The sequence below is a fragment of the Verminephrobacter eiseniae EF01-2 genome, from assembly GCF_000015565.1.
GTDB classification, from domain to species: Bacteria; Pseudomonadota; Gammaproteobacteria; order Burkholderiales; family Burkholderiaceae_C; genus Acidovorax; species Acidovorax eiseniae.
This window is the reverse complement of the sequence record NC_008786.1, coordinates 2,446,487-2,463,960: the sequence shown is the minus strand read 5'-3', so window position 1 is coordinate 2,463,960 and position 17,474 is coordinate 2,446,487. Positions and strand designations below refer to the sequence as shown.

Annotated in this window: 19 protein-coding genes; 1 reads left to right on the top strand and 18 read right to left on the bottom strand. The window is 66.2% G+C overall.

Annotated elements, in window-relative coordinates:
• Positions 1–52: 52 nt before the first annotated feature.
• On the top strand, positions 53–604 hold the full coding sequence (locus tag VEIS_RS10605) for a phasin family protein (RefSeq protein WP_011809924.1): 552 nt from the start codon (positions 53–55) through the stop codon (positions 602–604).
• Here the strand turns inward: VEIS_RS10605 and VEIS_RS28590 are convergent.
• From VEIS_RS28590 to ehuB, 18 genes are all read right to left on the bottom strand, one after another.
• Positions 577–753, bottom strand: a complete 177-nt coding sequence (locus VEIS_RS28590; protein ID WP_232287895.1) for a hypothetical protein — start codon at positions 751–753, stop codon at positions 577–579. The genes VEIS_RS10605 and VEIS_RS28590 overlap by 28 nt on opposite strands.
• Before the next feature lie 136 nt (positions 754–889).
• Positions 890–1,660 (bottom strand): type III pantothenate kinase, encoded by a 771-nt coding sequence (locus VEIS_RS10600; RefSeq protein WP_011809922.1) that lies wholly within the window; start codon positions 1,658–1,660, stop codon positions 890–892.
• Between the two features lie 144 nt (positions 1,661–1,804).
• The gene (locus VEIS_RS10595) at positions 1,805–2,209 is read right to left on the bottom strand and encodes a rhodanese-like domain-containing protein (RefSeq protein ID WP_041950742.1); all 405 of its coding nucleotides are present in this window, start codon (positions 2,207–2,209) and stop codon (positions 1,805–1,807) included.
• 191 nt (positions 2,210–2,400) lie between these two features.
• On the bottom strand, positions 2,401–3,333 hold the full coding sequence (locus tag VEIS_RS10590; protein ID WP_011809920.1) for a M48 family metallopeptidase: 933 nt from the start codon (positions 3,331–3,333) through the stop codon (positions 2,401–2,403).
• Between the two features lie 7 nt (positions 3,334–3,340).
• On the bottom strand, positions 3,341–4,162 hold the full coding sequence (locus tag VEIS_RS10585) for a lysophospholipid acyltransferase family protein (protein ID WP_049774062.1): 822 nt from the start codon (positions 4,160–4,162) through the stop codon (positions 3,341–3,343).
• Between the two features lie 29 nt (positions 4,163–4,191).
• Positions 4,192–4,812, bottom strand: coding sequence for a D-glycero-beta-D-manno-heptose 1,7-bisphosphate 7-phosphatase (gmhB, locus tag VEIS_RS10580; protein ID WP_011809918.1), 621 nt, complete (start codon positions 4,810–4,812; stop codon positions 4,192–4,194).
• Between the two features lie 173 nt (positions 4,813–4,985).
• Entirely contained in the window at positions 4,986–7,142 is a 2,157-nt protein-coding gene (gene glyS, locus VEIS_RS10575) for a glycine--tRNA ligase subunit beta (protein ID WP_011809917.1), read from the bottom strand.
• Positions 7,139–8,086, bottom strand: a complete 948-nt coding sequence (gene glyQ, locus VEIS_RS10570; protein WP_049774061.1) for a glycine--tRNA ligase subunit alpha — start codon at positions 8,084–8,086, stop codon at positions 7,139–7,141. Before glyQ ends, glyS begins: the two co-directional genes overlap by 4 nt.
• Before the next feature lie 238 nt (positions 8,087–8,324).
• Positions 8,325–8,915, bottom strand: a complete 591-nt coding sequence (locus VEIS_RS10565) for a hypothetical protein (RefSeq protein ID WP_157048469.1) — start codon at positions 8,913–8,915, stop codon at positions 8,325–8,327.
• Positions 8,916–9,125: 210 nt separating this feature from the next.
• Entirely contained in the window at positions 9,126–9,293 is a 168-nt protein-coding gene (locus VEIS_RS28585; protein WP_157048468.1) for a hypothetical protein, read from the bottom strand.
• Between the two features lie 331 nt (positions 9,294–9,624).
• A complete protein-coding gene (fabB, locus tag VEIS_RS10560; protein WP_011809914.1) occupies positions 9,625–10,857 on the bottom strand; it encodes a beta-ketoacyl-ACP synthase I in 1,233 nt (410 codons plus the stop codon).
• Complete coding sequence (gene fabA / locus VEIS_RS10555) at positions 10,854–11,384, bottom strand: 3-hydroxyacyl-[acyl-carrier-protein] dehydratase FabA (RefSeq protein ID WP_011809913.1); 531 nt, start codon at positions 11,382–11,384, stop codon at positions 10,854–10,856. The genes fabB and fabA overlap by 4 nt, the downstream gene beginning before the upstream one ends.
• 156 nt (positions 11,385–11,540) lie before the next feature.
• Positions 11,541–13,151, bottom strand: coding sequence for an apolipoprotein N-acyltransferase (lnt, locus tag VEIS_RS10550; RefSeq protein ID WP_011809912.1), 1,611 nt, complete (start codon positions 13,149–13,151; stop codon positions 11,541–11,543).
• Complete coding sequence (locus tag VEIS_RS10545; RefSeq protein ID WP_011809911.1) at positions 13,151–14,026, bottom strand: HlyC/CorC family transporter; 876 nt, start codon at positions 14,024–14,026, stop codon at positions 13,151–13,153. Before VEIS_RS10545 ends, lnt begins: the two co-directional genes overlap by 1 nt.
• Positions 14,027–14,289: 263 nt before the next feature.
• The gene (gene ehuA / locus VEIS_RS10540; protein WP_011809910.1) at positions 14,290–15,093 is read right to left on the bottom strand and encodes an ectoine/hydroxyectoine ABC transporter ATP-binding protein EhuA; all 804 of its coding nucleotides are present in this window, start codon (positions 15,091–15,093) and stop codon (positions 14,290–14,292) included.
• 76 nt (positions 15,094–15,169) lie between these two features.
• The gene (gene ehuD, locus VEIS_RS10535; RefSeq protein WP_011809909.1) at positions 15,170–15,832 is read right to left on the bottom strand and encodes an ectoine/hydroxyectoine ABC transporter permease subunit EhuD; all 663 of its coding nucleotides are present in this window, start codon (positions 15,830–15,832) and stop codon (positions 15,170–15,172) included.
• Positions 15,829–16,497 carry an ectoine/hydroxyectoine ABC transporter permease subunit EhuC gene (ehuC, locus tag VEIS_RS10530; protein ID WP_011809908.1) on the bottom strand — a complete coding sequence of 223 codons (669 nt, stop codon included), beginning with the start codon at positions 16,495–16,497 and terminating at the stop codon, positions 15,829–15,831. The genes ehuD and ehuC overlap by 4 nt, the downstream gene beginning before the upstream one ends.
• Before the next feature lie 60 nt (positions 16,498–16,557).
• On the bottom strand, positions 16,558–17,385 hold the full coding sequence (gene ehuB / locus VEIS_RS10525) for an ectoine/hydroxyectoine ABC transporter substrate-binding protein EhuB (protein WP_232287935.1): 828 nt from the start codon (positions 17,383–17,385) through the stop codon (positions 16,558–16,560).
• Positions 17,386–17,474: the final 89 nt, after the last annotated feature.

The following is a 17,474-nucleotide window of genomic DNA, read 5'->3' as shown; positions in this document are numbered from 1 at the left end:
ATACGCCAGCGGCAGGCAGCCCTGGCGCTACCCACCCACCAATGGAGGCCCCATGGTCAAGAAACCGCAAAAATCCGACACCGACAAGAAAAAGGGCAAGGCCCAGTTCGCCAGCACCGTCAAAAACTCGGCCCAGCAGATCTGGCTGGCGGGCCTGGGTGCTTTCTCCAAGGCGCAGCAAGAAGGTGGCAAAGTATTTGAAGCCTTGGTCAAGGAGGGCCTGACCATTCAGCGCAAGACCCAGGCCGTGGCCGAAGAAAAGCTCTCCGATGCCAGCCATAGCATGAGCTCGATGGCCAGCGACATCGGCACCAAGGCCCAGGGCCAATGGGACAGGTTCGGCAGCAAGATCGAAAGCATCGTCGAAAACAGCGTGACCAAGGCCCTGTCCAAACTGGGCGTGCCATCGGCGCGCGACCTGGACGCGCTGAACGCCCGCGTGGATGCCCTGGCCCAGGGCGGCGCCAAGGCCCCCGCCAGGAAGACCGCCACCAGGCGGCGTGCCCCCGCCGAGCAGGTCGTCGCCAGCAAAACGACACGCAGGAGAAGGTCTGCTGCCGCAGCGGACCCGGCCAACTACGACGGCACCACCCCATCGGCCTGAAGTGCTTGGCCGGCTCTGCCTGGTGTCGCGTCACCGATCAGATGTCGTAGGCTGCGCGCAGCCCATACCGAGCGTATTGGCAAGCGATGCAACGCCGCGATGCGCTTCGATGGCCAGCGCAGACCGACAGATGATCGGTGACGCGACACCAGTCACATCCCTGACGGGGTGAGGCCGGCGACGCTGGTTTGACGGGCGGCTGCCAGCGTGGCTGGCCCGAAGGGCGACGCTGGCTCGTCGGCGCGCCGGTTTCGTCGCTCGCGGGTGGCGCGCGACGGGGCAATGCTACGCAGCGGCCAGGCGGCGCATCGCGATCTCCAGCAGGCCATCGAAGATCAGGTTTTCCAACAGTTCGAACGGTCGCGTCATGCTCGGCGCCACCTTCCAGCCCGCGCCGCCGGTCATCAGGCAGATCGGCTCTGTGCCGCAGTGCGCAATGACATGCTGCACCATGCGCTCGACCGCGCCGGCAATCGCATAGGTGCCGCCGCTGGTCAGCGCGTCGCTGGTATTGGTGGGAAACAGGCGCACTTCGCCCGTGGGCACATGCAGGCCGGCCGTGCCTGACTCGAGCGCGCGCAGCATGATCCCGTGGCCCGGCAGGATCAGACCACCGATGAAGCGGCCCTGCGCGTCTACGCATTCGACCGTGACCGCCGTGCCCACCATCACCAGCACCAGCGGCCGCGCCGGCCCCCGGGCCAGCACATGCTGGCGCGCGCCGATCATCGCCACCCAGCGGTCGGCGCCCAGGCGCGACGGATGGTCGTAGCCATTGCTCAGGCCCGCCTCCTGCGCCGACGCGACCACCCAGGAGGGCGTCACATCCCAGATTTCCATCTGCTCTTGCACCCGGCGCTTGACCGCATCGCCGGCCACCACGCAGCCGAGCATATGCCCGGGCGGCGGCAACCGCGCCCAACTGCCTTCGGCCAGCCGGTCGATATGGTCCAGGAACTCGACGCCATGCGCGCGCAACGCGGCCCCGGCACGCGGGGCGTCGTACAACGCCCATTTGAGGCGGGTGTTACCGACGTCGATGGCCAGAAAAGTCATGCGGCGGATTATCCCGGGTTTTGCCCGCCGCGCCGCCCGCTCATTCCATTTCCAAACCGTTCGTGAACGCGCAGGCGTAGCGCAGACAGCACGGATGCACGGCAAGCGAAGCCGGCGACGTGCACGGATGATTCAGCAATGGAATCAGCCCTGCCGCCAAGGCAGGCCGCGAAAGCGCCAGCCGCCCCGGTGGCCGCGCTGGCCCTGGGCATCGGCGTCGCCCTCGAAGCCTTCCAGGATGTTGTACGCGCTGATGCCCAAAGCGGTGGCGCGGCGCGCGGCAGCGATCGAGCGCACGCCGCTGCGGCACAGCAGCACGGCACGGCCGCCTGCAGGCACGGCGGCGCGCAGTTGCGCGTCGAAATCCGCGTTCAGCGCCATGCCGGGCCACTGCTTCCAGGCCACGGCCACGGCGCCCGGCACCTGCCCGACCCATTCGCGCTCGGCGTCGCTGCGCACATCCACCAGCACCGCCTGGCCGCTTTGCAGCCACTGCCAGGCCAGTTCGGGCGTGACATCGCCGGCATAGCCATCGGCCGGGCGCGGCATGGCGGCCGAGGCCGAGGCCGAGGCTGGGGTTGGGGTTGTGTGTTCGGTGGTCATCGGCGTCGTTTCCTCGGGCATCGGTTTTCCATCATGCCACGCGATGCATGCAGCGGGCGCGCTCGCGACGGACTCGGCGGCGCCGGCCGGAGCCTGGCCGCTGGCCTGGCCCCGTCGAGGGGGGATGGGTCGTGCGATCACTCCCAGAGCGGCGCAGGCGCGTCGCGCAGATGGCCGCGCAGCCGGGCGTAGTCGGGCACCACGCTGGCCACCGTGTCCCAGAAACGCGGGCTGTGGTCCATCACGCGCAAATGGGCCAGTTCATGCGCCACCACATAGTCGATGATGGCCGGGCGGTAGTGCAGCAAGCGCCAGTTCAGGCGGATCGAGCCGTCGGCCTTGGCACTGCCCCAGCGGGTCTGCGCGCTCGACAGGCGCAGGCGGGACCAGCGCACGCCCAGCAGCGGGGCAAAGTGATCGAGCCGGGCGCTGAAGTGGCGGCGCGCGGCGCGCATCAGCCAAGCCTGCACGGCATCGCGGATCTGCGCCGCCGTCGCGCTGTGGGGCAGGGCTATCTGCAGGCGCGGCGCATCCCCGGATCCGGCGCACGCCAGCAGCACCGCGCCCGGGTCGGAAAAACCATGGCCCGGATCGAGCACCAGTTGCAGCGGCTCGCCCAGGTAGGGCAGCAGCGCGCCATCGGCCCAGACGATGCGCGCGCTTTCCAGGCGCTGCTGACGCTGCCGCGCTTCGGACAGCTTGCGCAGTATCCAGTCGGCCTTCTCGCGCAAGGCCGCATCCACCGCGCCCAGCGTGACCCAGCCCGGCGCGCGCACCGAGAGGCCATCCGGCCCCACGGTAAACCCTATGCTGCGGCGGCGCACGCGCTGCAACGCATAGGCCACCACGGCATCGCCCAAGCGCAGTTCGCGACTGGCCCGGGGGTGGCGAAATTCGACCGGGGCCAGCAGCGAGGCCGGCGCGGTGGCTGCTGGCGCCGTTGGCTTGGCCCTCGTTTTGCCCGCCATGGGCGCATGTCCGGCCTGCGCCGGCGCAATCACGGGCTGCCTGTCGCCGGCCCTTGGAGCGGGGCCGGGCGGCAGCTCGAACAGCGCCAACTGCTGCGACATGGCCGCTTCAGTGGCCGATGGTGTCGGCCCCGGCGCTGGTGCTGCCAGCAACCCCTGCGGCGCTGGCGCTGGCCGCTGCGGTGCCGGCCCCGGCAGGGTAGGCATCGGGGTCCAGGCGGCGCATCTCGGCTTCGATCCAGGTCTGCACCTCGCGCATCAGTTCATCGCTCCGGCGGCCGGTGCTGGCGATGGGTTTGCCGATCGATACCTGCACCACGCCGGGGCGCTTGATGAAGGCCCGGGGCGGCCAGACCCGGGCCGAGGTCACGGCAATCGGCACCACCGGCACGCCGGTGTCTATCGCCAGGCGTGCGCCGCCGGTCTGGTAGACGCCCGTTTGGCCGCGTTCGATGCGCGTGCCTTCGGGGAACATGATGATCCAGATGCCCTCGGCCAGCAGTTGCCGGCCTTGCTGCACCAGTTTGTGGAAGGCGCGCAGGCGCTGCTTGCGGTCGATGTGGATCATCTGGAGCCGGCCAATGGCCCAGCCGAAGAACGGCAGTTGCAGCAGTTCCTTCTTGAACACATAGGCCAGCGGGTGCGGCATGATCGTCGGCAGCAGCAAGGTCTCGTAGGCCGACTGGTGCTTGACCAGCAAGACGGCCCCCTGGCGCGCGCCCTGCGGCAGGTTCTCCAGGCCCGTCACCTCGGTGCGAATGCCCAGGATCACGCGGGCGCTGCTGATGCACAGCGACAGCCAGGCGGCGGCGATGCGGTACAGCCAGGCCGCCCGCAGCCCGAGCAGCGCGCCGAGCAGGATGGCCAGCGCGTAGGGCACCACGGTCAGGCCCATCCACAGCAGGTGAATGACGGAGCGGATCGCGGCCACGGGGTGGGTCTTTCTGCGCACGGGCGCCATCAAATCATGCGCTGTCGGGCCATCGGTCCAACGGACAGGGCAACACTGAAGCCGGCACCGGGTGCAGCGGGCGCCGCAAGCAGCAGGCGGTCGACGAAATCGCCCAGGCTGGCATGCACCTGCGTGCCTGGCGCCAGCCCTGCGGGCACAGGCCCGCCCGGCACCAGAGCGGCCGAGTGGCCGGTGCACACCAGGTGCAGTTGCGCGCCCAGCGCCGCGCCGGCCTGCAAATGGGCCGCGCAGTTGCCCACCACCTGCACGTCGTGCGGCTCGACGCCATAGCGCTCGCAGATCTGTTCGAGCAAACCGGGCGCGGGTTTGCGGCAGTTGCAGTCTTCATCGAGCGCGTGCGGGCAGTAGAACACCGCGTCGATGCGCCCGCCCAGCGCCGCCTGCTGCCGGTGCATCTTGGCGTGGATGGCATGCAGCGCCACCACGTCGAACAGGCCCCGGCCCAGCCCCGGCTGGTTGGTCGCCACCACCACATGCCAGCCCGCATGGTTGAGCCGCGCAATGGCTTCGAGCGCGCCCGGCACGGCCGTCCACTCGTCGGCCGAGGTGATGTAGTCATCCCCGAGCGGGTTCAGGGTGCCGTCGCGGTCCAGGATGGCCAGTTTCATGGTGTGCTTTTAGTGTCCGTGTGTCACGGCCGCCAGCCTATCAGTTTTCCACGCCGGATGAAGCGGACCCGGCCCACGCCAGGGTCGCCGCCTCGAAGGGCCAAAGCCACGGGCTGCCACCCCGGGGCGGGCGCCGCAGACGAGATGGGGGGCGCTTCACGCCATCGCCGGGGTCATGCCGCCAGCCGCGACAGATCGGCCACGCGGTTCATGGCCTGGTGCAGGCTCTTGAGCAGGCCCAGGCGGTTCAGGCGCAGGTCCATCTGCTCGACGTTGACCAGCACATCGTCGAAGAACGCATCCACCGGCGCGCGCAGCACGGCCAGGGTTTGCAGGCTGAGGCTGTAGTCGCCGGCGTCGAACTGCGCATCCGCCTCGGGCACGAAGCGCTGCAATGCGGCGTACAGGTCTTGCTCGGCCTGCTCCCGCAACAACCCGGGGTTGACATGCGGGTCGACGGCATCGGCCTTTTTCAGGATGTTGGCCACGCGCTTGTTGGCGGCGGCCAGCGCGGGGCTTTCGGGCAACGCGGCAAAGGCGCGCACGGCGGCGAGCCGCTTTTCCACCAGCGCCAGGCGCTGCGGGCGCTGTGCCAGCACGGCATCGACTTCCCGGGCGCCATAGCCCTGCTCGCGCAGGCTGCCGGCCAGGCGCTCGTAGATGAAGTCGGTCAGCGCGGACAGGTCCTGGCCGATCTTGTCGCCAAACACGGACCAGGCGCCGGCCAGCAGCGCATGCAGTTCCAGCGGCACCTCCTTTTCGACCAACATGCGGATCAGGCCCAGTGCATGGCGGCGCAGCGCAAACGGATCGCGCTCGCCGGTGGGCAGGTTGCCGGTGCCGAACATGCCCACCAGGGTTTCGAGCTTGTCGGCCAGCGCCAGCACCACGCCGACCCGGTTGCGCGGCAGGCTGTCGCCGGCAAAACGGGGCTTGTAATGGTCTTCGATGGCGTCGGCAATCACCTCGCCCAGGCCGTCGTTGAGCGCGTAGTAGCGGCCCATCGTGCCTTGCAATTCGGGAAACTCGCCCACCATGCCGGTCACCAGGTCGGCCTTGGCCAGCAGCGCGGCCTGGTCGGCCTGCTGCGCCAGCGCGGCGTCGGCCCATGGCCCGGCCGTGGTTTCGGCCATGGTCCTGGCAATCAGCGCCGCGATCGCGCGCACGCGCTGCACGCGCTCGGCCTGCGTGCCCAACTGGTGGTGGTAGACCACCTTGCAGAGCGCATCGACGCGCGCGGCCAGCGGTTTCCTGCGGTCCTGGTCGAAGAAGAACTGGGCATCGGCCAGCCGTGGGCGCACCACGCGCTGGTTGCCATCGATCACCCAATGGGGGTCTTCGGGGCTGATGTTGCTGACCACCAGGAACTGGTGCGTCAGCCGGCCTGCGGCATCGAGCAGCGGGAAGTATTTCTGGTGCGCCTTCATCGTCAGGATCAGGCATTCCTGCGGGATGTCGAGAAAGCGGGACTCGAACTCGCAGACCAGCACCCGGGGGCGCTCGACCAGCCCCGTCACCTCGTCGAGCAGCGCCTGGTCTTCGATCACGCGCACGGCGCGGCCCAGGCTGGCGGCCGCTGCGGCCAACTGGTGCGCAATCTCGGCCCTGCGCTCGGCAAAACTGGCGATCACGGCACCGTCGCTGCGCAGCGTGGCGGCATAGCCGTCGGCATCGGACAGCAGCACCGGCGACACCACGGCCTCGAAGCGATGGCCCTGCGTGCAGTTGCCTGCGGTCAGGCCCAGCGCCTTTACCGGCACCACGGTGCTGCCGTGCAGCGCCACCAGGCCCTGCGCGGGGCGCACGAAGTTCACGCTGCTCCAGCCGGGCAGCGCGCAGTCGGTCTCGAGCTGGTAGCTCATCACCTTCGGGATGGGCAGCTTGGCAATGGCCTCGTCGAGCGCCTGCTGCAGGCCCGCCGCGAGCGTGGCGCCGGGCACGATGCGGTCGTAGAACAGCGCCTGGCCCTTGCCGTCCTGCGCGCGCCGCAGCGCAGCCACGGCGGCGGCCGGGTCGCAGATATCGGCCCCCAGCGCCTGCAGTTTCTTGAGCAGCGCCGGACTGGGCTGGCCAGCGGCATCCAGCCCCACGGCGACGGGCATCAGCTTTTGCTGCACCGCCCGGTCGGGCGCCCGCTCGGCCACGGCGCTGACATGGGCGGCCAGGCGGCGCGGCGAGGCATAAGGCGTCACCACCGACGCCGTGCTGGCCAGGCCCAGGGCCAGCAACTGCTCGCCGAGCACGGCGGCGAAAGCCTCGCCCAATTTTTGCAGCGCCTTCGGGGGCAGTTCCTGCACCAGCAGTTCGACCAGAAGATTGCGGCTCGTCATTTTTCAGAGGCTCCGATCAAGCGACCTTGCTGGCCATTTGTCATTTGTATTTGTTCCACCCAGGCACGCGGCGCCATCGGAAAGCCCAGGCGCTCGCGGCTCTCGTAGTAGCTTTGCGCCACGGCGCGGGCCAGGTTGCGGATGCGCGCGACGTAAGCGGCCCGCTCGGTCACGCTGATGGCGCCGCGCGCGTCGAGCAGGTTGAAGCTGTGCGCAGCCTTGAGCACCTGCTCGTAGGCCGGCAGGGCCAGTTGCTGCCCGATCAGGTGCCGGGCCTGCTTTTCATGCGCGCCAAAGGCGGTGAACAAAAAGTCCGCATCGCTGTGCTCGAAGTTGTAGCGCGACTGCTCGACCTCGTTTTGCAGGTACACATCGCCATAGCTGAGCCGGGCGTCGCCTTCGGTCCAGGTCAGGTCGTAGACCCGGTCCACGCCCTGCAAGTACATCGCCAGACGCTCCAGGCCATAGGTGATCTCACCGGTGACGGGCCGGCAATCGATGCCGCCGACCTGCTGGAAATAGGTCAGTTGCGTCACCTCCATGCCGTTGAGCCAGACCTCCCAGCCCAGACCCCAGGCGCCCAGCGTGGGGTTCTCCCAATCGTCTTCGACAAAGCGGATGTCGTTGCGCTGCAAATCCAGGCCCAGCGCCTGCAGCGAGCCCAGGTACAGATCCAGAATGCCAGCGGGTGCGGGCTTCAAGACCACCTGGAACTGGTAGTAATGCTGCAAGCGGTTCGGATTTTCGCCATGGCGCCCGTCCTTGGGCCGGCGGCTCGGCTGCACATAGGCGGCCTTCCAAGGCTCCGGCCCAATGGCGCGCAGAAAGGTCGCGGTGTGCGAGGTGCCTGCGCCCACCTCCATGTCATAAGGCTGCAAAAGCGCGCAGCCCTGTGCGTCCCAGTAGGACTGCAACTGCAAAATGATCTGCTGGAATGTCAACATGGCATCGGTGGCGCCGACCCGCCAGGGCCGGGCAAGCAAGGGGGAAGGAAGGCGGACTTTGCGTGCCCGCCGTCGAACAGGCAACGGATGACGGGTGTCCCGGGCGCACGCCAGCCGATGATTTTACGGTGCAGCGGCAGGCGCCCCGCAAAGAGCACACCGCCCGGCCGCTGCATGAAAAACCGGCGCCGGGCCACCCGCAGTCGCACCGGGAACGAGGAAACCCAAGGAGCCGCCCTCAGGGGGACTCGGCCAGCACGATCCGAACGCTATCGGTTCCGGGGGCACCGAACTCGACGACCCAGGCCTGTTGGATCGATGCCTGTTTCGGTCTCTCGGGCACACGCGGTGACTCGCCAGGTTGGAATTGCGACCCAAATTTGACGTGCTTCCAAAGCACTCTTTTCAAGAACTCCGTTTCCATGTTGATCCGCTTCCTTGCAATGACAAGGCGTTCCTTTTGGTCGATCACAGTTTTCTCGTTGAACGGGTTGACCGCGTGCAAATGCTGACCCGCTGTGTCGAGAATATTTTTGAACCGATCACGCAACTCTTTTGCAGTGCAACCCCCCTCGCCTTCCTCGAAGTGCGTGGTTCCATCCGCCTGAGACACGGTGGCGCCCAGTGGCTTCGGCAGGCAACGGAGGCTGATCTCTGGCAAGTGATTGAGTATCTTGCCCGGCTTTCTGTCACATCGGTAGTCAACGCTCTGATCTTGGCGGAACGCAGCGTACCGTTCTTTATCGGCAGCGATCGCTGAGTACGTCACGAGCTCAACGATCTGACGCAACTGCAGCCACATGAATTCATCGTCAAACTCGGCCGTCAAGGTTATTGGCTCCTTGGCGCCCAGTATTCGATCAATCGCTCTGAATCGACGCTTTACCTCAACCATGTGACTATGGTACAGGCGGTACGGGACGAGATTCATAGCGACCTACATCCAGGTAACAGCGCAACGATGACCAGGCTACGGAACTTTTCGACCCGGGTGCTCAACGCATTCACGGCGACCGTGTCTGCCTGCATTACCGGTGGTTTAGTCCGTGATTTTTGGTGTTTCATCTGATACTTTCATGAATCCAGCCATGTATATCGCAAGAATCGGCATTATCACCAAAATCAGACAATCGGCCACTCGATTTCTGACTTCTGAACTCTCATTTTGTGATTTTTCATTGAAGCGGTTAATGACTTTTTTGCGCATCGGTATCTCCATCTGATTTGATATTTTTTGGCGCTTGACGGGCAAGTCGAGTCAGTGGTTCGGTATTTTTCATCTGCACTGCATTGATCTGGTTGTCAATTCGCATTTAATGATCGAAATCCACTCCCGACTCACGCGCCGCAGTTCGTCAAGCTGTGCCACCGATGTCACCGGCCCGAAGCGGGGCCCGTGTCAAGCGCAATAGATGACGCAAGGTGGGGCCGCTCGACGAAATCAACACCCATGCGTCCCACGCGCCCACTGCACGGCCTGATCGACATCCGGCGATACAGCAAGGTTCCAGCGCACGGTGTATTCATGCAAGCCCTGCCTACGCGCCGTGCGGCGCGGCGGGTTCCCAGCGGCGCAGCACCAGGCTGGCGTTGGTGCCGCCAAAACCGAAGCTGTTGGACAGCGCCGTGCGGATCGGCGCGTCGCGCGTGGCGCGCACCAGGGGCATGCCCTCGGCTTCGGGTTCCAGCGTTTCGATGTTGGCCGATCCGGCGATGAAGCCCTGGCGCAGCATCAGCAGGCAGTAGATGGCCTCTTGCACGCCGGTGGCTCCGAGCGAGTGGCCGGTCAGCGACTTGGTTGACGAAAACGGCGGTATCGCCGCGCCAAACACGGTGCGGATGGCGCGCAACTCGGGCACATCGCCGACGGGGGTGGAGGTGCCGTGGGTGTTGATGTAGTCGATCGGCTCTTGGACCGTGGCGATGGCCTGGCGCATGCAGGCCACGGCGCCGTCGCCCGATGGGGCCACCATGTCGGCGCCGTCGGAGGTGGCGCCAAAGCCGATCAACTCGCCCAGGATGGTGGCGCCGCGCGCCTGGGCATGCTCCAGGCTTTCGAGCACCACGGCGCCGCCGCCGCCCGAGAGCACGAAGCCGTCGCGCCGGGCGTCGTAGGCGCGCGATGCCTTCTCGGGCGTGGCGTTGTAGGCGCTGGACATCGCGCCCATGGCGTCGAACAGCAGGCCCATGCCCCAGGTGACTTCCTCGCCGCCGCCGGCAAACATCACGTCCTGCATGCCCCAGGCAATCTGCTGGGCCGCCGCGCCTATGCAATGCGCCGAGGTGCTGCAGGCCGAGGTGATGGAGTAGTTGATGCCCTTGATGCCGAAGTGGGTCGACAGGCAGGCCGACACCGTCGAGCCCATGCAGCGCGTGACCTGGTACGGCCCGACGCGGCGGATGCCCTTGCTGCGCAGGATGTCGGCGGCCTCGATCTGGTTGGCCGGCGAGCCGCCGCCCGAGCCCATGATCAGGCCGGTGCGCGGGTGCGACACCTGCCCGGGGGCCAGGCCCGATTCGGCCACCGCGCGGGCCAGCGCAATATGCGCGTAGGCCGCTGCATCGCCCATGAAGCGCAGTTGCTTGCGGTCGATCTGCGCTTCCAGGTCGATCTGCGGCACGCCCGCCACCTGGCTGCGCATGCCCAACTCGCTGAACTGGGGCATGGCGCGGATGCCCGAGCGGCCAGCACGCAGCGACTGCGTGACCGTGGCCATGTCGTTGCCTATGCACGAGACGATGCCCGTGCCGGTGATCACCACACGTTTCATGCTGCGGCTCCTTGTGCTGCGCCGTCTGACCCATGTTTGAACAGGCCCACACGCAGGTCGCTGGCCAGATAGATTTCCTTGCCATCGGCCAGCAGGCGGGCATCGCCAATGGCCATCACCAATTTGCGCCGGATGACGCGCTTGATGTCGATGTCGTAGCTCAGCCGCTGCACGCCGGGGCCTACCTCGCCGGTGAACTTGACCTCGCCCGCCCCCAGCGCGCGGCCGCGACCGGGCAGTTGCAGCCAGGTCAGGTAAAAGCCGATCAACTGCCACATGGCGTCAAGCCCCAGGCAGCCGGGCATCACCGGGTCGCCCTGAAAATGGCAGGCAAAAAACCACAGGTCAGGGCGCAGATCGAGCTCGGCACGGATCTTTCCCAGCCCGTGCGCGCCACCATCGCTGTCGATATGCGTGATGCGGTCGAACATCAGCATCGGCGGCAACGGCAGACGCCCGCTGTCGGCGCCGAACAATCGGCCCTCGCCCGAGGCGATCAGTTGCTCGTAGGAAAAGGAATCTGCCATTTTCAGTTGTGCTCCAAAGCAGCGGTGGCCCCGCCGCAAATCATCGTGGCCGCGCCCCGCCCGCGCAGGCGGGGCTCCATTATCAAGGCATGGCGCGGGCCACGGCCGGTGCCGGCCCGCCGGGCGCCGCCGCCACGGCGCAAGGGCTGATCCCGATCAAGCGCCACGCGCCCTGCGCATCCGCTGCGCGCGCATGGCCCAGGCCAGTGCCAGCGCCGCCAACGCCCACAGCGGCCACAGGCCCCAGCGGGCGACCCACCAGGCGTAGGGCGTGATCGCCCAGCCGCTGTGCGCATCCAGCCCCCGGCCATGCACCTGGCCCCGGAGCACGCCACGGGTGTGGCGCGCCAACTGGTGCGTCACCTGGCCCCGGTGGTCGATGATCGCCGTGGCCCCGGTGTTGGTGGCGCGCACCATCGGGCGCTCGAATTCCAGCGCCCGCATGCGGCTGATCTGCAAATGCTGGTCGATGGCGATGGTGTTGCCAAACCAGCCGATGTTGCTCAGGTTGACGAACACCGTCGGCGCCTGCGCGGGGTCGATGAAGCGGGCGCCCAACTCTTCGCCGAACAGGTCTTCATAGCAGATGTTCGGCGCAAGGCGCTGGCCGGCCCAGGCGAACGAAGCCTGGCCCACCCCTGCCCGGTTGAAGTTGCCGAGCGGTATCTGCATCCGTGCCGTGAACCATTTGAAAAATGGCGGGACGAACTCGCCGAACGGCACCAGGTGGTGCTTGTCGTAACGGTAAGGCATCGCCCCGGTCGCGGGGCTCAGACCCAGCACCGAGTTGGTATAGCCCGTGGCCTGGTCGCCCCAGGGGATGCCGAGCAACGCGGCCTGCGGGCCTTGGGCGTAGTGCCGTGCCAAGCCTTCGAGGTAGCCGGGCATGAGTTGCTGCGGCAGCAGCGGTAGCGCGGTTTCTGGCGCCACCACCAGTTGCGCCCGGGCCGTGCGCAGCGCCTGCCCGTACCACTGGAGCGCCAGCGCCACGCCGCTGCCCGGGCGGAATTTCTCATCCTGCGCGATATTGCCTTGCAGCAGTTCGACGCTCAAGGTCGGGTCCCGACGCCAGGGCGGCGGTGTGTCGCACAGATCGATCGCGCAAGTGCGCTGCACGGCGGCCAGCGCCAGCGCCGCAGCACCGGCCAACAGCAGCAGCCACATCGGCCAATGGCGCAGATCCGCGCGCCGCCATTGCACGCACAGCAGCGCCAGCAGCGCCGCCACGGCACCGATGCCGTACACGCCGACATAGCGCGCCAGCACCCGCAACGGGCCATCGGCATGCGCATATCCGCCGGCCCCCCAGGGGAAGCCTGTCCACAGGCTGCCCCGCGCCAGTTCTGCCAGCAGCCAACAGGCGCCGAAAAGCAGGGCTGCCCCGGCTCTGTGGAGCGGCGCCAACCGGCAAAACAGCCCCATTGCGGCCGCGTAGTAGCTGGCCAAAAAAGCCGCCAGCACCAGCACCGCCGCCGCTGCCAGCGGCGCGGGCAGAGCGCCATAGCGGTGCATGGAGATGAACAGCCACCAGAACGTGCTGGCCAGCCAGGCGGTGGCAAATACGCCGCCGATCAGCGCCGCCCGGTGCCATGCAACGGCCCGATCGGCCCCGGGTCGCAGCAACCACGCCAGCATGGCCATGGATGCCAGTTGCAACCACCACAGCGGCTCGCCGCCCCAGGGCCAGGCCAGCGAGGCGGCCTGCGCCAGCCCCGCGACCAGGGCCCACGGCAACTGCCAGGCCAACGACGGACAGGCCCGTGCCATCAGTCGCCGGCGCCGGTCTCTTCGACCCGGGACACTTTGAACCACCGCACCGCACCGCCCTTGGCGTGCAGCACGACGAAGTGCAGGCCAGCGAGTTGCAACTGATCGCCCCGCGTGGGCACATGGCCGATTTGATGGGCGATCAGGCCGCCAATGGTGTCAAAGCGCGCGTCCGGGTCGCTGCCCAGGATGTTGACGGCAAAAGCCTGCGCCACGCGCTCGATCGGCGTGTCGCCGCTGACACGGTAGCTGTGGTCGGCCAGGCTGAAGATGTCGCCCTCGTCTTCGGGGATGTCGAACTCGTCCTCGATCTCGCCCACGATCTGCTCGAGCACATCCTCGATGGTGATCAGTCCGGCCACACGGCCAAACTCGTCGATGACGATGGCCAGGTGGTTGCGGTTGCTCCTGAATTCGCGCAGCAAATCGTTCAGCCTCTTGCTCTCGGGCACGAACCAGGTCGGCCGCAGCAGCGCACGGATGTTCAGTTCCGGAGCCCGTTGCAGCTTGAGCAGATCCTTGGCCAGCAGGATGCCGATGATGTTCTCGCGCGCCCCCTGGTACACCGGAAACCGCGAATGCGCGGTGCCGATGACCTGTTCCAGCAGCGCATCGGGCGACGCATCGATGTGGATCAGGTCCATGCGGGGCGCCGCCACCATCACATCACCGGCCGTCATGTCGTCCATGCGGATGACGCGCTCGATCATCACGCGCGCGTCGGCACCAATGACCTGGTTGTTTTCAGCCTCGGCCAGGGTGGCGCTGAGTTCCTCCATGGAATCCGGCCCGGGATGGATGAACTCGACCACTTTCTGCAAGAAACTGCGCTTGCCCTCCCTCTCGGGCCAGCGCGCGGGATGCGGGTCAGACACTTCGTGTGTGCGTGCACTGCATGCAATGAGTGGGACAGGCCATCAGGATAACGGATTGTGCTGGCCGCCGGCCGGCGCGCCGGCGCGCACGGCGGCCTGGAACGCATCCGTGGACGGTGTTTGCGTCCAGCGGTATCTAAGCGATGTCGTCGAAGTCGTCGTACCCGGCAAGACCTGCTTTCCACCGGGCCTCGAAAAACCCCGCCTTCTGCCATTTTTTTCCAGTGTGTTCAATATGCTGGCGCGAGCAAAGCAGTCATCACTCACAGGGCCTGCGTAACGGCCCGCAAAAACTGTTGCGTGCGCTCGTGCTGTGGCGCGGAGAAGAATTGCTGCGGCGCTGCCTGCTCGATGACCTTGCCTTGCGAGAAGAAGCACACGCGATCGGCAAACTCCTTCGCAAAACCCATCTGGTGCGTGACCATCAGCATGGTCAGGTTGTGCTCGCTGCCGAGCTTGCGGATGACGTTCAACACTTCGCCGCACAATTCGGGGTCGAGCGCAGAAGTCACTTCGTCAAAGAGCATGATTTTCGGACGCATGGCGAGTGCGCGCGCGATGGCTACGCGCTGCTGCTGGCCACCCGACAACTGTGACGGGTAGTGATGGCATTTGTCGGCCAGACCAACCATGGAAAGAAGCTCGCGGCCGCGCTCGCTGGCCTCCTTCTTCGACATGCCAAGCACGCGCAATGGCGCTTCTATCGTGTTCTCGATGGCGGTCATGTGCGCAAACAGGTTGAAGCTCTGGAACACCATGCCGATCTTGCTGCGCACCTGCCGCACATGGCGTTTGGAAGCTGTGACGAGCTCGCCGCTGCGCCACATGTGCGTGAGCGGTTCGCCGTCCACTTCGATCACGCCATCGGTGAGCGGGTCTAACGTCATCAGCACGCGCAGCAAGGTGGATTTGCCCGAGCCGCTCGGCCCGATGATCGCAAGTTTCTCGTTGCGGGCGACATCGAGATGGAGTGCATCGATCACGGTGAGCGCGCCATAGCGCTTGGTGGCGCCCTTGAAGCGCACCATCGGGGTGGCTGACGCATCTGGTGCAGGCTCTGGTTGCATTTGCTTCTCCCGGTGTTCCATCAGCGTGCCGCGTCGCGGCCCGGATGGGTGCTGCGCGACGATGGCGGACCCGTGTTCATGGCAGCCTCACGCGGTGTTCGAGCTGGCGCAGGCAGGAGGCGCATGTCACGCTGATCAACAGAAAGAATAGTCCGGCCAGCGTGATCGGTTCGAGAAAGCGGAAGGTCTCGGAGCCGATGTTCTTCGCCTGCTGCATCAGTTCGACCACGGTGATGGCGGAGAGCACCGGCGTGTCCTTGAACATCGCCACGAAGTAGTTGCCAAGCGCGGGGAGAATGGGGCGGATGGCCTGCGGCAAGATGATGCCGCTATAGGTGCGCCACGGCGAGAGCGACAGCGCGCAGGCGGCTTCCCATTGCCCGCGCGCCACGCCATTCAAGCCGGCGCGATAGACCTCCGACACGTAACAGGCGTAATGCACGGCGATGCCGAGCGTGCCTGCGGTGAGCGCCGACATCGTGATGCCATACAGTGGCGCGACGTAGAACAGCATATACACCTGAATCAACAGCGGCGTGCTGCGGATGAATTCGATGAAAAATGCGGTCGGCTTCGCGATGAATCGGGTCTCGCTGCGCCGCATGATGGCGAGCATCAGGCCCAGCACGAGCGCGATGGCAAAGCCGGCCAGGGTGATGCCGATGGTGTGCACCGATGCGCGCAACAGTTCCGGCAGGATGCGCAGCGCGTACTGCATGTCGAAGAAGTGCGTCGTCATTTGCCGGGGGCGGCGCCGTGGCCGCTGATGTGTTTGCCCAGGCGCCGCTCGACGTGGCGCATGGCATACGAGATGGTCTGCGCCAGCACGAAGTAGATCACCAGCGTCAGCGAGAAGATTTCGGCGGTCCTGAAGGTGGATTCGTCGAGCTGGCGCGCGCGGAAGGTGAGGTCAGAGAGCGTGATCAGCGAGACTAACGAGGTGCCCTTGAGCAATTCGATCATCAGGTTGGTCGCCGGCGGCAGCGCGTTGAGAAGCGCCTGCGGCAGCACGATGCGGCGCATGCGTGTGGCGGCGCTCATATTGAGTGCGAGCGCTGCTTCGTATTGCCCATTCGGCACCGAGTGCAGCGCGCCGCGCAGAAGTTCCGAGCCATATGCCCCGTAGTGCAGCCCCAGGCCGACGATGGCGACGGTAAAGGGCGTCAGTTCAATATTGAAGGGCGCCAGCGGCAGCACAAAGAAGAACCAGAACAACTGCACCAGCAGGGAAGTGCCGCGGAACACCTCGACATAAATATTGCCGGTCCAGCGCACCACGCGCAGCGGCGCAGTGCGCAGCGCAGTGGCGAGGCCCGCCATCACAATCGCCAGCAGGATGCTGTAGAGGGCGATCTCGATGGTGACGAGGGTGCCCTTCATCAACAGGGGCATGAGTTCACGCATGGCTATTCCTGTCCTGGCTCGAACGGCGGGAGGCGGCGCGTTGGGGAAGGTGTTTTTACCTCAGCCGCCGCAAAGTTCTCCGCTCTTTTTCGCCGACAGATTGCTCTTGTCGAAGCCGAACGGAGCAACCGTCTTCAGATGATCGTCGGTGCCGAGCCAGGCGTGCAGCACCTCGTTGACGGCATCGCGCAGGTCGGCATCTTCGGGGCGGAACGCAAGCGCGCCGTAGCCGGTGTGTTTGGGGTCGTCGATAAAATCGTCGAGGGCTTCGAGTTGCGCGCCGCCTTTTGCCGCGAGGCTCTTCATCGTCAGCGCGGTGCCGACTGCGGCATCGGCGCGGCGTGTGCGCACGGCCTGCAATTGCGCGGTGGTGTCGGGCACCTGCAAAATCTGCCCATCCTTGATGCCGGCCTTGCGCGCATAGCCGAGTTCTGCCGTGCCGGCCATCACGGCAAGTTTGACGTTGGCCTGTCTGGCGATATCGGCATAGCTCTTGAGACCCTTCGGGTTGCCCTTCAATACCAGCAGCGTGTCGGCGATCTGGTATTGCGGATCGGCGAAAGCGACCTGCTTGCAGCGCCCAGGCGTGACATACATGCCCGCTGCGATCACGTCGAAGCGTCCGGCGCGCAAGCCGGGAATGAGCGCGCCCCATTCGGTCAACACGGCATCCACTTTTTTCACCCCCAGTCTGGCGAAGACTTTCCGGGCGATTTCGGGCGATTCGCCAGTGACGACGCCGTCCGGTGTCGTGTAGGCGAAGGGATTTTCGTTGGCATAGCCGATGCGCACCTCGCTGGTGCGCACGATGCGCTGCAAGGTGGTTTCAGCGCTTGCGGCGGAGACTTGCAGCAGCCCCGCTACCATGATGCAAAGTATTCCGAGCATTCCATGCTTGAACTTCATGTCTGGTCTCCTTTGTTTGGCAGCCTGGGCAAAACGGGACATGTGCCCGATTCGAGAGCGCCACGAAACGT